Raw genomic sequence first — 14,911 nt, 5'->3', positions numbered from 1 at the left:
TGAGACCAACACAGCAAAACACATTAACCACAAGATTTCAATTATTTACCCAACATCATGCCATCTTCGCCGGTAGCACAACGGAACCTTGCCTGCCCATAGCGTGCACTCCATACAACAAAAGGGTTACTCCTGTTGTGGAGTAACCCTTTTGTATTCGCTCTGCCTGCTCGCCGATTCGGCAGTTGCCGGCTGGAAAACCAAACGTCCCGTTATGCTGTCCGGAAGCCTCAATCCCAATGACGGCCCTGACGCATGTTATCGATATTGACTCTACATTCGATCAGTCGTCATACCTCCTGATATAGGTTCTGATAAAGGCTTTCGAACTGTTTGAAAATGCTACTTCAGGGAGATGGTCCGTCGGTTCACCTACAACGACCTTCCAGGCAGAGAGATTTCCACGCAGACTCAAATCCTGCAGGACAACACTCCGATCCACCGCCGAGAGTTTCTTGAGCTGCATATTTTGCATGAGATCCTCAAACCTGAACCCATTTGGATAAACCTGGGCAGCCGACACACCATAGTCAAGAATCGTAATAGCCCCCGGTTCAATTGTGAACGACACAGGGTGTTTCATCTGCCTGATATCCGGGGCTACAAAAGTCTTGATTTGGCTGGTGGGTTCACTCACAACTTTCACTCCCGTCAGGGTATACTGACCCGGGATCATATCAGCTATCACCGCTGTTTTTCTCGTCTCCAGAAGACGCAGGTTAATCTTGAAATCCGGTCTGTCGGCTGAGACAAACGAGTAATAATAGGCAAAGCGATCGCTGGTTCTATTCGTGGCGTCGGTGGCAATGACCAATACCCCGTTTGTGGCTGACCACTCATCCGGTAATTTGCTTGAAGTAAAGGGGCCAACACCCAACGTGCAGCCAGAAAAAGACAGAACCAATGCCGCAATCAGAATATATGAGAGTTTCATATCACACCTGGTTGTATTTTTCTAAATTTCAAGAGACTTTAAGGTGTTAACTGGACGCACAATGATCATTCCACAGAATGAACTTTCATCCATACCTCGTCATCCAATGGCACCGATTAGCCTTCCTTACCCTTATTAATTGTTGCTATGACTAGCTGTTAAATCAAGCTACTAAAAAATTGGTCATTTACCTTTATTGCCTCACCGACAACCAGGGTAGAGTTCAGCCAGCTTTACAGTACGACAGATATCAATATGCTGACTGAGCCTGAAAGAGAATAGGATAATACCAGCAGAGGAGAACAACCTAAATAGCCGGTGACACGCCGCAAGGATGCCCCCAGACAAGGAAAAGACAAAACAGCCTGAAATTATATTGCCAGCTGCCATACTCGATAAGAGTATCTGGGGATGATAAAAAAATCTATCAGGCTACTCCACTGCCACCATTCTTTGCAAGCAGATAATATGCTGACCATTGATTTTAACACTTTCAGCAATTTGTTCTGAAAACACAGGGCTTTTAAAGCTGTACATACCATTTAGGCGGTGGTAGTGATTATGGAGAAAGAGGCAACAACGTGGCAGCTACTACCCCTTGATCTCGACATCGAAGATCTCAAGATCAAAGACAAATAGCCCGAAGCAGAACATTGTAATGAGGTTGTAGACGTTTCTTCAACCTCACGCATTGAAACCATGTTTACATCTTCATTGAATAGCGACAGAATGGTTCTTTTCCCAATTCGTGTCTCTGCGTAGTGAAAAGATGTAACAGGCTATCTACGGCTTCAACCATATGTGCCTGTAGCGAATGAATGTAACTCCGGGCTGGCATTAGACCGGTACGAACATAATAACGACATCAAAGCGCAGTTGATTGCGCCGTCGTAATTGCAGCAAAGCTACTCCCGTTTTTGCAGATTATGACCAGGAGTATCTTCAACTGTTCATCCCGGAAACATTCACAAATTTAACAGGAGTTCGTGTTTTATCCGATTGTAGGTCTGAAGCATCAGGCTACCTCTGTTATTCATGGGATTTTTCTGCTAATGAAAAAGATACATGCATAACCGGCAGGTATCCGGTGCTTCACAATCTGCTGTTTTACTTCAGCCTGATAAAACCTGACTTCACGGACGACAGACAACTGGGATAATCGTAATACCCACTTAATTTATAGAATTACGGGGTGTGAATACTCCAAATCACCTGTCGCCATCAAACGTTAAAACATGACGTGCCGTAAGGTCGTAGCCTGAAGGCGCGAAAGTATGGAGGTGTCAACCTGAACACAAAACAAATCCTGGAGAAGGGATGACCTGCTCCAGATAGGGAGATAGAGTTTATAGCCACTCAACCGGTGGACTGCAGACTTCCCTTTTGAACCATGTTGTCATCAGTAACATCCTTGTAAAGTGTGCCTCTTACTGGCGGTTACAAGATGTTAACTATTCATGAGACAACTTTGGTTTATAGACTGAGTTCATGATATTCAAGCTATTGGTACTCGGCAGTTTTTTACCAGATGGACAGAAAAGGCCGGAACCCGTACGGAGTTTCCGGCCTTTTTGTTTTTTGCGCTCCTAAGGTCAAACCGCAAACTTATCTCCCATTCCGGCAGCAACCCTGCCTGGGGGGTGTCGGACATTCAGGCCCGTAGATTACCGGATGGCAACCAGAGACAAATTCTGCCAACGTTTCTTTTGAGAGCGGTTGCTGATACGACATCACGTAAAGATTGAGACGCTCTCCACCTGGAAAATATGGCGGCTGATAATACTCATGACGATTCAGGATGAAATTGAGTCTGGTATAAAAGTCAACTCTCCGCTGCCGTATCCATTGCTCGGCCGGAGTTACAGCCAGTTCGGGTTTCTCAACCTCGAGCAGGATTGGGGATACCGATTCGGCGATAAAATCCTCTAGAATCTGTTTACCAAGCCCCTTCCCCCTCATGCCAGGGCTTGTTGCCACGTGTTCCACATAGCGCATACCAGCAACTGACCACCAAAAGAGCAGACCGGCCAAATGACCATCTGCCTCAATCCATTCGCATCTGTACTCATTCTTTGCCATCACAGCCGACTGGCCAGCCGGCAATCGCCTCTCATCGGCTGGAAAAGATTGCGTATACAGCTCCCACGTTCTGTTAAACATCGGCTCACGTACATCATGCAATCGGGTTCTTTTTAACTGACACTTCATATCTGAACTTCTTTTATATTCTGCCCGATTATGACAGAAATTTTGACGTATCTTTATATATCAATTTGCAGCCCGGTTCTGCTTGACGAAAGGGTTGATATCCATGCAAGGCTCTTGCAAGTCCTTTTGGCCGCGCTCGGCCCGCATACCCGTTTCTTGGGTGTGAAGAGGTCTCAGGTCAGCAGGGTTTGATTACCTGCCAAACTTTTAAGAGTACAATTCAATGGGTATACCAGGCAATCACCACGAAAGGAGTGACTGCTTCAGCCCGTTTTATTCATCTCTTTTAACGCCAAACGTTTTCTGCGCGACATCAGCACCACCGCCAGCACCAGGCTCACAGCGCCGAGCAGCAACAGGTGTTGCATATTCGGCAAAACCTGCTGAATAGAGGCCCCCATCTGGTTCAGCTTGACCATACCGTCTATGCCTGGAACTGCAGGAACAAGCTGAACCAACATAACGATCCAGCCGGGAATAGCCGTCTCCGGCCAGATAAAACCGCAGCTGAAAACCAGCGGCAGTGAACTGACAAGGGCAATGACCGTCACCTGCTCCCTTCTGCCAAGCACCGATCCCAGCGCCACCCCGAAGAAACTGGTCGCAAAAAGAAATACCAGCCCGAACATGACGATATCTCCCACCTCTGCGAGGCGCGGCAGATCATAAATTTGCAGGCAGATACCAAAATAGTAACAGCAGAGCAACAGATAGATACCTACAAAAATCGAAGCCCGGACACACACCAGCGCAAGCGGTGATACCTTTAGCCAGTATGGCTCCTCGCCCACGCTTTTCTGGCGCGCCAGATTTTCTTTTTCGCTGCCCGCCAGAATGCCTAGTCCCATAATCAGGGTCTGGTGCAGAATAAGGACAAATACTGCTGGAATAACATAATTCACATACCCTTCCGCCTCATTGAACATGGCGTGCAGACGGAGTTTCACCGGCGTATACTGCTGTTCTGCCATGGGCAGGGCCTGGCCATCGACCAGCAGTCGCGAGACCTTCACCTGCGCCGCCAGAGTTTGTCCGGCTCCGGTCATCCCCTCCATCACTGTGCCGAAGACCAGAAAATAGCTGGCATCTCCAGCAAATGAAACAGCAGGCTGCCGCCCCATAAGCAGATCCCGATAAAAATTTTCGGGAATAACCAGCATTCCGGCCAGGTCCTGCTCCATGAGTATCTGCTTCGCCTCGTTGATGGAACCGGCCTGCCGGATAATTTTTACCTGGGGAGTGGCGTCCACCATGCGCAGTAATTTTCTACTCAGCTGACTCCCGTCGAGATCGGCCACTACGACCTGCTGCTCTCTCGGCACCTGCGATACATAGGGCAAGGGGTAGAGCACACTGTAAAACAATACCCCGCCCAAAACTGTCAACAGCAGGGCCGGGTTGGTGAAGATGGCCCGCAACTCTGCTTTGCATAGCTCAATCAAACTCATGCCCGCACCTCACCTTCAAGCCCTGCTTCCCTTTTATCGACAATTTCCGATTCTTTAAGCCGATAACGATATGCCAATGCCAGCACAATCAGGGCCGGTACAACAAAGGCGAACAGATTAATAAAATCCGACATGGAAGCACCAATCGTGGCACCATAGTTTGCCTGGGTTATCTGAATGTCCATGTAATGGCTTACCGGCAAAAGACTCCGCCACACCTGGGCAGGATAGATCATATCTGTCACCGGAAACGTTACCCCCATAAAGGCAAGCCCCGGGGCAGAGAATGCTCCGGCCGTGCTTATCGCACGGGCAGCATCCCGGATAAGGAAAAAGATCAGAGCCCCCATGGCCTGGCAGGCACAAACCGTGAGTAACTGCGCACAGGCCAATACCGCAAAACTGCCATGCATGGGCCAACCTGCGATTACGAACATGCCAATTATGGTTACAAGGCCCTGTAACCAGAAGATACAGGTGTACGGAACGAGTTTGTTCAGGAGAGCAGAAAAGGGCTTGTCCTGCAACCAGCCACCAAGCCCGGCGGAGGGGTTGTTTCGCAGCTCGATGGAGAAACTGTAGACGGTTACCATTACGATCAAAATCTGCCAGATAGCCGGGATAATTGCGGTGCAGAGAAACTGCGCATAATTGCGGCTGATGTTATAGAGCGCCGTCACCTGGGTCGAGACAGGCACGGCACCAGCCAGCGCCTCGCTCACCACCCGAGCACCGTCGCCCAGCAGACGCTTTTTCACGTCAATTCTGGCCACTGTGGTCATATGGGCCTCAGCAAGAGCCGCTTTCACCAGTTTGCCGGTGAGGAGATACTGACTATTGTAGAAGCCATTCACTTCTGGCGGAATACCGAGCATCATATGCTTTTCACTGTCACGCCCGATCAGAACCACTCCGTAGAGTTCGCCTCCCCGCATATCCTGCAGCCCTTCTGCCAACGAACTATATGATCGTGTCACCGCCAGGGTCGGCGAACTATCATAGCCACGAACAAGCATTCGTGATAGCTGGCTTTTATCCAGGTCGACCACACCTATGGCCAGGTCCCTGGGCAACCCTTGCGCAAAGATCGCATAGATCATCAAAAAGAGCAGCAGAGGCAGCCAACCAGTCAGGGCCTGTAACCAGGGATCTGAAGCCAGCAGCCGCCACTCTGATTTTCGCTGTACCCCGGTGCCGCTCATCATGGCATTGTCACGACAACACTCATGCCAACCCTGAGCCCTTCGACAGCCTCTACCGGCCGCGCCTCGACTTCAAAGGTGCGCATATCAAAACCTTTACTGGTGTTCGTCGCCCGCCAGGTGGCAAAATCCCCCAAGACTGCGACGTGACTTACCTGAAAGCTATACTCACTGCCAAGAGCTGGAATCGAGGCAGTAAACTCAGTGCCCTTACTGAACATGGTCAGCATATCTTCACGGATATTGAACACCGCCCAGGCGTCATCCATATCGACCAGGGTCACCACAGGAAACCCCTGGGGGGCCAGCTCACCGTCCTGAAGCAAGACCTGACTCACTTCTCCGCCACTATGGCTTATAATGCTGGTATCGGCGGCATATGCTTCTACCTCGGCTACAGCGCCTGCAGCCATCCGAGCCTGGCCTTCCGCGGCTTTCTTGGTCTCCTCACGGGCACCTTCCTCAGCCATCTGATAGAGCTGATAAGCAGCGTTCTCAGTATAGTGAGCAGCCTGAAGCTGGGTATAGACCTCATCCCGTTTCTGCTCAGGCACTACCCCGTCCTTATAGAGGTTTTCAATGCGGGCATACGTTTTCTCGAGCAGATCAGCAGCCGCCTTGGCCTTTTGCCACTGGTCACGGGCCGCAGCAACTTCCTGATCGCGTGCTCCCTTGTTGGCCTGCTCTGCCATCGCATCCGCAGTATCCTGACCCGCTCTGGCCTGGGCCAGTTTCGCCTCAAGCTCCGGGCTGTAAATGGTGAAAATCAGATCCCCGCTGGCAACCTGATCACCTTTCTTAACATTCACCGCCTCAATACGGCCCGGGACCTTTGAGGAAATATTGTATTGTTGCGCCTCGATCTGCCCCTGAATCATTGTGGGCTGCGGCTGGTACGCCTGCCAGAACCCATAACAGAGATATCCGGTCACTCCTGCACCCACAGCTACCAGCAACAATGTTTGTAAAAAACGCATCTCATTCCCCTTCTATCAGTTGCACGTCAAACCCTTCATCACCCACATCCCCGCTGAGAGTGAGCAGCCTGGCCAGACGTTTTATATAGGTATAGGCGGCAAGCGACCGCTGAGTTTTTACCGAAGCCACAAACAGGTTGGCGTCGATCACATCCAGAGAGGTGGCAAGTCCCTGCTGAAAGGCCTTGTTCCTGAGCACGACGGTTTCTTCCGCCAATTTGAGTGATGTTTTCAGCCCCTCATATTCAGCCAGCGCCTGGGAGGTTTCACGCCAGGTCTTCTCCACCAGCAGGCTGATATCCTTCCTGGCCTGACTCCTGAGCAGATCGATCCTTCTCTCCAGGCTTTTCGCCGCCCGATAATGCCCACCACGCCCTGAACGGTCAATAAGAGGCAAGCTTACACTCACCCCCACAAACCAATCGGGAGTCAGCTCGAAGGCAAGCCCGTCACCCTCGTGCAGGCTGTAATTACCAACAGCGGCCACTTCAGGGAAATACTTACCTTTCTCAACTGCCGCCTTGCCTGCGACCATCTCCTCCTTGGCGTCAAATATTGCCAGACCCGGAAAGCCGGCAAGCGCACCATTTATGCTGCTCTCCAGGAGTGGCAGATCGTCCCGCACGAACAGCGGGGTAGCCGGCTGGGCCGGCTCTTCGACAGCGAGCATACTGTTTAAAGCGGTGGAGGCAATTTTACGATCAGCTTCGGCTTTCAGCCGGTTAACCCTGGCCCGATCGTAGGAAGCCTCGGCCTGCATGCGCTCAACCTCGGCAACCTGGCCGTTTTTATAGAGCAGGGTGGCATGGTCCAGGTGCTTTTTCAGGCTCGCCTCCACTTCCAGGCGAGTGGCTACTATCTGTTCGGCAAAGACCACGCCGAAATAACGTTTGCTGAGTTCTTCAAAGCGGTCACGAAGTTTTAACTGATACTGCAGTTCCGACTCCCTGACCCTGGCTTTGGCAATATCCTGTGCTGCGGTGATCCTGCCTCCGGTATAGAGCGGCCAGAGCATGGAGAGACCGCTGATCAACACCTCCCGCTCACTGATGGTTGAACTGAGACCAAGCAATGAAGTCGGATCAACATCGATCGACCCAAGGATCGGCGCCAATGCCTCAAGCAAATCGTCACTTCCCGAAATGGAGTCAAGTATCTGTGAGCCACTCAGTTCAACACTGTCGTCGAGATACATATAGCCCGCCGAGAGGTTCAACTGGGGCAAATACAAATCACGATTGGCAGACCGCTCATGTTCGGCACGCTCAATATTCGCCTGTTCCGCCTGCAGCAGTTCATTACTCGCTTTCACCCGCTGCCAGGCCTCGGTAAAACTGATCTCTGCAGCACCGGCGCCTGTGCCGAGAAAAAGAGGCAGAGTGCATACCAATGCTCCTACCGTCGTCCGACAAATAAATCGTTTCACGCTATTTACCGTTTGTCCCATCCTGTACGCATCCTTTCAAATCGCACAAGGGTGTAAAGCCATAAGCGATTTGCCATATATCAATAGACATCGAAATCCTGTTATTTTTTCGTTGTCCACTATACGGGGGGCTTTTTGATGCGTCAAGAATCAGTGAAGACAATGTTTGAGGAAGTTCAAAGAGAAAGCGTATTTCTTTTGTGAGGAACGATCAGGTGCCCCTATTCTACTCCTTTTTTCCCACTTGTGGACTTTCTTTCCGTATCTGCATACAATCAAGCAAGCACCGGTTTTGCCCATGCCCTTTCCGACCTCACCCTTCACCCGCACGACAATCCACGAGAACAATCGAACAGGAGGTGCATCATGGCAAATGCAAGCAACGTGATGGAAGAACGATTCCATAAAACCATGAAAAGCAAGGCAGCCCTTGATGCCGCCGCAGCGGTCAAACAGTATCACAGCCTGATAACGGCAGGCTATTCACCCAAAGACGCTTTTCTTGTGGCCTTTTTGGGCATCCACCTATTATCGATTCCCGGGGTCAAACCCCTTCCCGAACCGGACCCGCCATATTTCACACTCTCTTCGCTCTACAACGCGGTAAAGGAAGCTCATGCCAATGTGAACCTGCTCAAGAAAGAGATAGAAGTTCAGCTCGACTACCTTGAAAGATGTATCAACAGGGAAAAAACATAATTCGTTTTTTAAATGAACGTTCGGTGCCCTGATGGTTATCGCCCTCTTCAGGGCACCGGATTCCCCTTCTCAGCCTGGGGCCATACACTCTTTCCATTCCCCAGTGCTCAACCAAACTCGTCCTGCGGGTTTCGACCTGTCAGGTTATGACCTAAATACACCAATACACCTATACACCTATACACCTATACACCTATACAGCTGAACAAACGTTTTATTCCTGTTCGTGCCTCTTCGGGTCACTTTGCAGCAATTGATACGTCCGTTTCAAAACAATGAAGGGCATAGAGTTTTAATGCCAGGGAGCGAAAAAGGTGTGATAGAACGGTATTCGCGAGGAAATTACAATTCAGAAAATATCCGAAAGCCCAAAAGGATCGCAAGGAAATTTCCGGATCAAGCTCTTGTTATAGGCCCAATCGAGTATTTCCCGTTCTTTGGCCAACGGGGTGCAAAGATAACGCGGATCGGGAATATTACCGACCCTGCCAAGATCGAGGCGATCTGCGTCGAAACAGGCCTGAACTGTGATATCACGATGGGTATCGGCCACTGTATGCAGCCTGCAGGCTATCTGAAGCAGGTCGAATTCCTGATCAGTTATAGAATAAAGATCCCGCAGATCACCGGCTAACCCGGCGCCGCGTGGACCATGACCGTCATCCACGCCCTCATTCAACCGCCGGGAGTCATGAAACACCGAAAAGAGCGCTACAACTTTTCGGTTTACCCCGTCCTGCGCTGCCAGCCTCATCCCATTCTCATAGACATGGCTCCAGTGCACAACACCATGAGTGCCATACCAGTCCAGGCCGTAATGTTGTTTAATCTGGTTGATGAGTTGAGAGGTTATAGGCATGGTTGGCAAAATCAGGGGAAAAGTCATGAGCGATTTGGATGTCACTACAGACAAACATCCTTGATGTCCATAACAGCTGGAACAGGCAAGCCAGTTGACACAACTGTTATTCAGAGAGCAATATTTCTGGAAATCATTACCACCTCATCGGCTGAATATAAATTACACACCGTTGCCTCCACCTCTGCATTGAGGGTTTTCCTGTAGAGTCGTTGCGCCGCATTATCCGCCCTGGTGGTGACCATAATGTGTTTTACCGTTGCTCCCCTGCTTTGCAGCTGCCGTTGAACCAACGGTAGAGATTCGAGTATCAGCCTGGTCCCGATGCCCTGCCCCTGATGGGCTGGATGTACAGCGAGTTGCTCCAGTTCAAGTACCACTTCCGATCGAAAACCTGCTTTTTGGCACCATAGGATATATCCTGTAATCTCATTTTTCACGTTCTCTGCTACAAAGAGTTGAGACCTGGGAAATGCGTTAAAGTTGCAATGCAACCACTCTTTTGAGCATTGTTGCCGGACAAAAGACGCTTGGTGAACTGCGGCGGTTGCGTCCAGATCCCCTTCGTCAAGTACACGAATAGTCACACCATTATCCATTTCACCCTCTGCAATTATATTACCATGGCAATCTATCTTGATATCAAGATAGATTGTATTATTGTTTCTCATATGTGAAACATTCCCACTTAAAGCATATCCTTTGATTAACATACTAAAATATCATTATCAGGGAGTAGAATTTTCTACCTTGAGATAAAGATTCATTGGAGGTTGGTATGCAAGTAACCAATTCTATTCATGGCATCCATCACATCACTGCTATTACCGGATCTGCTCCGGAAAACCTCACCTTTATGGAGCAGGTTCTTGGCCTCAGGCTCGTTAAACAGACCGTGAATTTCGACGACCCGTTCACATACCACCTTTATTACGGCGATCACCAGGGTAATCCCGGCACAATAGTCACCTTTTTCCCATGGGAAAATGCACCAAAAGGAAGGCCTGGGCCAGGCATGATCAGTTCAATAGCCTTCACGATACCCTGGCGGGCATTCGGGTATTGGCAAGAGCACCTCAGAGCCCAGGGTATAGACGTGATAGAGCAACAGAGATTTAGCGAGACTGTGCTGCAATTTTCAGATTCCGAGGGATTGACCTATGAATTGATAACCTGCGACCACCAGGAGTATAACCAAAACGGAATCATTGGTCTTCATTCCGTCACCGCCCTGGCAACCTCCCTGGATCACTCGAGAGGACTGCTTGAAGATACCATGTCTATGGGCTATGTAGGGGAAGAAGCCGGGCGCCACCGCTTTGCTCTGAAATCGCCGGACCGCTCTATCCAGTATTACGACGTACTGCTCACACCTGAGCTGCCCGACGGGTTACAGGGACGCGGCACAGTCCATCATATCGCCTTCCGCTGCAGCTCCGACAGTGAACAGAGAGAATGGCAGGAACGACTGCTCAAGCGAGACTACCCGGTAAGCCCGGTGCGGGATCGCAAATATTTCCGCTCAATTTATTTTCGCGAACCGGGCGGTGTTCTATTTGAAATCGCAACCGATCCTCCCGGCTTTGCCGTTGACGAAGATATCGTCCAGCTTGGCATGCAATTGCAATTGCCTGGCGAGTATGAACCCATGCGTGGCGAAATCGAAAAGCGTTTGGCTCCACTCCGGGCTGTTGAATATATTTACACTTATTCAGCACCTCCCAAACCGCCTCCAACAGAGCGAACAATAGTCGCTTTCCACGGTACTGGTGGAGATGAACATGACTTGATTCCACTGGCCAGAACCATAGCACCAGATGCTGCGATTATCAGCCCCCGCGGTCAGGTGACTGAACACGGCATGAAGCGATTTTTCAGACGTTTTTCGTCTGGTGTTTTCGATGAAGACGATATCCGAAAACGAAGTGAAGATCTGAACAGCTTCCTTGGCCGGGTCTCTCTCCAATATCGACGGAATCCCCAACAACTCATTGCGTTGGGATATTCTAATGGTGCCAACATCGCTGCAGCATTGCTCTTACTCCATCCACAACTCTTTGGCAGCGCCATACTGGTACGCCCCATGCTGCCTATCACCGTACCTGTGCCGGTGGATCTCACTGGCCACAATACACTGATATTAAAAGGAACGGAGGATAGAATTATTCCCGCTGCGAGTACAGACAAACTCATAGATACTCTCAGACAATATGGTGCCAGGGTGCACGTGGCTGAAATCCAGGCTGACCACAATATCACTCCAACAGATATTGAAATTGCCAGGAAGTGGCTACAAAACCGACAATCGACTGAGCCCGCAACAGCCTGAAATAACGATTTCACCTACCCATTTCAAACAACAACACCATGGAGCATGATAGCTATGTATACCGGGTCACGCATCAGGCTGATCTTCGGCAGAGCCAATAAAGCTATTGAACAGCTGGATAAAAGGAGTATTGCCCAAACCGGCCTCAACACCACCGATTTCATGATCCTGGAAGCCCTGCTGCATAAAGGGGCTATGCCGATCAGCAAGATCGCCGACAAGGTATTGCTGACCAGCGGCTCAATGAGCACTGCCGCTAATCGCCTTGAAAAAAGAGAGTTGGTCCAGCGGGTCCGCGACCCCGCGGACGGCAGATCCTACTACCTGCATTTAACCAAAGCAGGCAAACAGATAATTACAGCGGCGTACAGCTCCCATTGCAAAATGCTGGAACGCCTGATTGAAGGCTTTAACCAGAATGAGCTCAGTGAACTGGCCTCACTTCTTAAAAAAATTGGTCTGCAGGCCGAGCAGATTACAGATGAACCAAACACGACAACCCGCTAGCTGATCGTTGATCGCATCGTTGCAATTTTACAGTTTCCATCGGCTCTCAAAGCCAATGGTAATACTCCGAGGTGACTACAGGTATTCTCTGCGATACTGTCACCATAGAACTTTTATGGTATCCCCTCATCTCTCTGAAAAATTAGCTGGAGAAAGATCATGAACAGGAAAAAACTCGAAGTTCTCACACCTGGTAACAGTCAACTCATCTTTATAGATCACCAGCCGCAGATGGCCTTCGGTGTGCAGTCTATAGACAGACAACTACTAAAAAACAATGTGGTGGCGCTTGCCAAAGCTGCCAGGATTTTCGAAATTCCCACCATCATCACCACTGTTGAGACAGAAAGTTTTTCCGGCCATACTTACCCTGAATTACTTGATGTTTTTCCGGAACAAGAATTACTGGAGAGGACTTCCATGAACTCATGGGACGACCGGAAAGTACGGGACGCCCTTGTTCAAAATGGTAGAAATAAAGTAGTTGTCTCCGGGCTCTGGACAGAAGTATGCAACTGTACCTTCGCCCTCTCTGCAATGCTGGAAGGTGACTACGAAATCTACATGGTGGCCGATGCCTCAGGCGGAACATCCCTTGACGCTCATAACTACGCGATGGATCGAATGGTACAAGCCGGAGTGGTACCGGTGACCTGGCAGCAGGTACTCCTTGAATGGCAAAGGGACTGGGCCCGCAAAGAAACATATGACGCAACCATCGCTCTGGTTCAGGAGCATAGCGGTGCCTATGGCATGGGGGTGGATTATGCGTACAGCATGGTACATAAGGCTCCCAAACGAGGCAACTTTCATGGTAAAACAATCCCTCCTAAGGCTGCGTGATTCTTTCCGCCCGCAGGCATGGTTTATTACAAACCATGCCTGCTAACATCTGAATTCACCTGCCGACTTTACCGTTCCCGGCTGTGCAACTCTTCGCACCGCCGTCCTCCTTTTCTTGACCGGACAGCTCTGGCATGAGATACTATCAGGACAGGAAGATACTCTCTCATCCACTCCATTTACGTATCTCCAGCTGAATTCATGTATGCAAATCTGGCGGTAATCTGCATTTTTGTATTTATTTATAGTGTAACCAGCGGCGTAATTGGGCGATCGCTTATCAGCGGGGCAATTATGTTTACAGCCTTTGGCCTGGTATCCGGTCCTTTGGGCTTTGATCTGCTCAGTCTCGACATTGAAGCAGAGGGGCTGAAATCTCTCGCAGAGCTGACCCTTGCGCTCGTACTTTTCAGTGACGCTGCCAATGCCGACCTCAAAGTCCTGAGACAAAATTTCCGTATTCCACAAAGGCTGCTGTGTATCGGTCTGCCTTTAACCATCATCTCCGGCATACTTGTCGGAGGGATAATCTTCCGGGACCTTGGCTGGTTGGAAATCGCCATACTGGCAACTATACTCGCTCCAACCGATGCAGCTTTAGGTGCTGCGGTGGTGACAGACAAAAAAGTTCCGGTCAACCTGCGCGAAAGCCTTAATATTGAAAGCGGCCTCAACGATGGCATCTGTGTCCCGGTTCTGCTCACCTTTCTGACTGTTGCCACCGATAGTGTTGAACAGGGCAAACCACTGCTGATCGCTTTTCAGTACACATTTGAAGAAATCGGGATTGGATTAATTGTTGGCGGACTGCTGGCAGTTGGCGGCAGCTTGCTGATCAACTACTGTAAAAATAGAAACTGGATCAATGAAGACTGGCAGGAGCTACCGGTTATTGCCCTTTCTCTTTCATGTTTTTCCCTTGCTCAACTGGCGGGCGGCAGCGGTTTCATCGCGGCCTTCTGTGGCGGCCTGATCTTTGGTGGCATGGTCAGAGAACATAAACATCAGTATCTTCTCGCGGCAGAAGGTGCCGGGGATGGCTTGTCCCTTATCACCTGGACGGTTTTCGGTTGCAGTGTGGTCAGCAGCACCATAGGCAGTTTTGGTTGGCAGAGTATCGTCTTCGCCCTGCTCAGCTTGACAGTTATTCGAATGTTACCTGTATATGTCGCACTTTCAGCCACAGCCTTGAATACTTCCGATAAGCTTTTTATTGGCTGGTTTGGTCCCAGAGGGCTGGCGACCATTGTCTTCGCTGTAATGATTTTCAACAGCCAACTTCCCCATAAGGCCGAGATCGTCATAACTGCTGTCTGCTGCGTTATCCTGAGCATCATCGGCCACGGCATCTCCGCTCACCCCCTCATCGCAGTTCTTAGCCGCCGTCATGGTAAATGACGTACGACAGGTAAACCTGACGTCGATGTCATGAATATTCAACGCTATTTTTTCATTTCAAACGCAGCTGGTCAGAACCTT

General features: G+C 50.0%; 13 protein-coding genes. 5 read left to right on the top strand and 8 right to left on the bottom strand.

Features of this window, described 5'->3' with window-relative positions:
- Positions 1-283 precede the first annotated feature (283 nt).
- The 6 genes from ACN5NT_RS20480 to ACN5NT_RS20455 all read right to left on the bottom strand — a co-directional run bounded on the left by ACN5NT_RS20480 (position 284) and on the right by ACN5NT_RS20455 (position 8,195).
- Complete coding sequence (locus ACN5NT_RS20480) at positions 284-934, bottom strand: hypothetical protein (protein ID WP_419176718.1); 651 nt, start codon at positions 932-934, stop codon at positions 284-286.
- Between the two features lie 1,605 nt (positions 935-2,539).
- Entirely contained in the window at positions 2,540-3,094 is a 555-nt protein-coding gene (locus tag ACN5NT_RS20475) for a GNAT family N-acetyltransferase (RefSeq protein ID WP_419176717.1), read from the bottom strand.
- Between the two features lie 311 nt (positions 3,095-3,405).
- The gene (locus ACN5NT_RS20470; protein ID WP_419176716.1) at positions 3,406-4,590 is read right to left on the bottom strand and encodes an ABC transporter permease; all 1,185 of its coding nucleotides are present in this window, start codon (positions 4,588-4,590) and stop codon (positions 3,406-3,408) included.
- Entirely contained in the window at positions 4,587-5,795 is a 1,209-nt protein-coding gene (locus ACN5NT_RS20465; RefSeq protein WP_419176715.1) for an ABC transporter permease, read from the bottom strand. Before ACN5NT_RS20465 ends, ACN5NT_RS20470 begins: the two co-directional genes overlap by 4 nt.
- Positions 5,792-6,769: an HlyD family secretion protein gene (locus ACN5NT_RS20460; RefSeq protein ID WP_136797940.1), complete on the bottom strand. Its 978-nt coding sequence runs from the start codon at positions 6,767-6,769 to the stop codon at positions 5,792-5,794. The genes ACN5NT_RS20465 and ACN5NT_RS20460 overlap by 4 nt, the downstream gene beginning before the upstream one ends.
- Before the next feature lies 1 nt (position 6,770).
- On the bottom strand, positions 6,771-8,195 hold the full coding sequence (locus ACN5NT_RS20455; RefSeq protein WP_419176714.1) for a TolC family protein: 1,425 nt from the start codon (positions 8,193-8,195) through the stop codon (positions 6,771-6,773).
- A 366-nt stretch (positions 8,196-8,561) separates the two neighbouring features.
- Between ACN5NT_RS20455 and ACN5NT_RS20450 the strand changes: the two genes are divergently transcribed.
- Entirely contained in the window at positions 8,562-8,894 is a 333-nt protein-coding gene (locus tag ACN5NT_RS20450) for a hypothetical protein (RefSeq protein ID WP_419176713.1), read from the top strand.
- Positions 8,895-9,243: 349 nt separating this feature from the next.
- On the opposite strand, the gene ACN5NT_RS20445 is transcribed toward ACN5NT_RS20450, so the two are convergent.
- Both ACN5NT_RS20445 and ACN5NT_RS20440 read right to left on the bottom strand, forming a co-directional pair.
- A complete protein-coding gene (locus ACN5NT_RS20445; RefSeq protein WP_419176712.1) occupies positions 9,244-9,798 on the bottom strand; it encodes a hypothetical protein in 555 nt (184 codons plus the stop codon).
- A gap of 65 nt (positions 9,799-9,863) precedes the next feature.
- Positions 9,864-10,352 (bottom strand): GNAT family N-acetyltransferase, encoded by a 489-nt coding sequence (locus ACN5NT_RS20440; protein WP_419176778.1) that lies wholly within the window; start codon positions 10,350-10,352, stop codon positions 9,864-9,866.
- Between the two features lie 179 nt (positions 10,353-10,531).
- On the opposite strand from ACN5NT_RS20440, the gene ACN5NT_RS20435 reads away from it, so the two are divergent.
- From ACN5NT_RS20435 to ACN5NT_RS20420, 4 genes are all read left to right on the top strand, one after another.
- Positions 10,532-12,082 carry a VOC family protein gene (locus ACN5NT_RS20435; RefSeq protein ID WP_419176711.1) on the top strand — a complete coding sequence of 517 codons (1,551 nt, stop codon included), beginning with the start codon at positions 10,532-10,534 and terminating at the stop codon, positions 12,080-12,082.
- A gap of 54 nt (positions 12,083-12,136) precedes the next feature.
- On the top strand, positions 12,137-12,589 hold the full coding sequence (locus ACN5NT_RS20430; RefSeq protein WP_419176710.1) for a MarR family winged helix-turn-helix transcriptional regulator: 453 nt from the start codon (positions 12,137-12,139) through the stop codon (positions 12,587-12,589).
- Positions 12,590-12,748: 159 nt separating this feature from the next.
- Entirely contained in the window at positions 12,749-13,432 is a 684-nt protein-coding gene (locus ACN5NT_RS20425) for a hydrolase (protein WP_419176709.1), read from the top strand.
- A 201-nt stretch (positions 13,433-13,633) separates the two neighbouring features.
- The gene (locus ACN5NT_RS20420; RefSeq protein ID WP_419176708.1) at positions 13,634-14,830 is read left to right on the top strand and encodes a cation:proton antiporter; all 1,197 of its coding nucleotides are present in this window, start codon (positions 13,634-13,636) and stop codon (positions 14,828-14,830) included.
- The last annotated feature ends 81 nt before the right edge of the window (positions 14,831-14,911 follow it).

The organism is Desulfosediminicola sp. (genome assembly GCF_048381775.1).
Taxonomy (GTDB): Bacteria; Desulfobacterota; Desulfobulbia; order Desulfobulbales; family Desulfocapsaceae; genus Desulfopila; species Desulfopila ganghwensis.
This window is presented reverse-complemented; position numbering and strand designations above follow the sequence as displayed.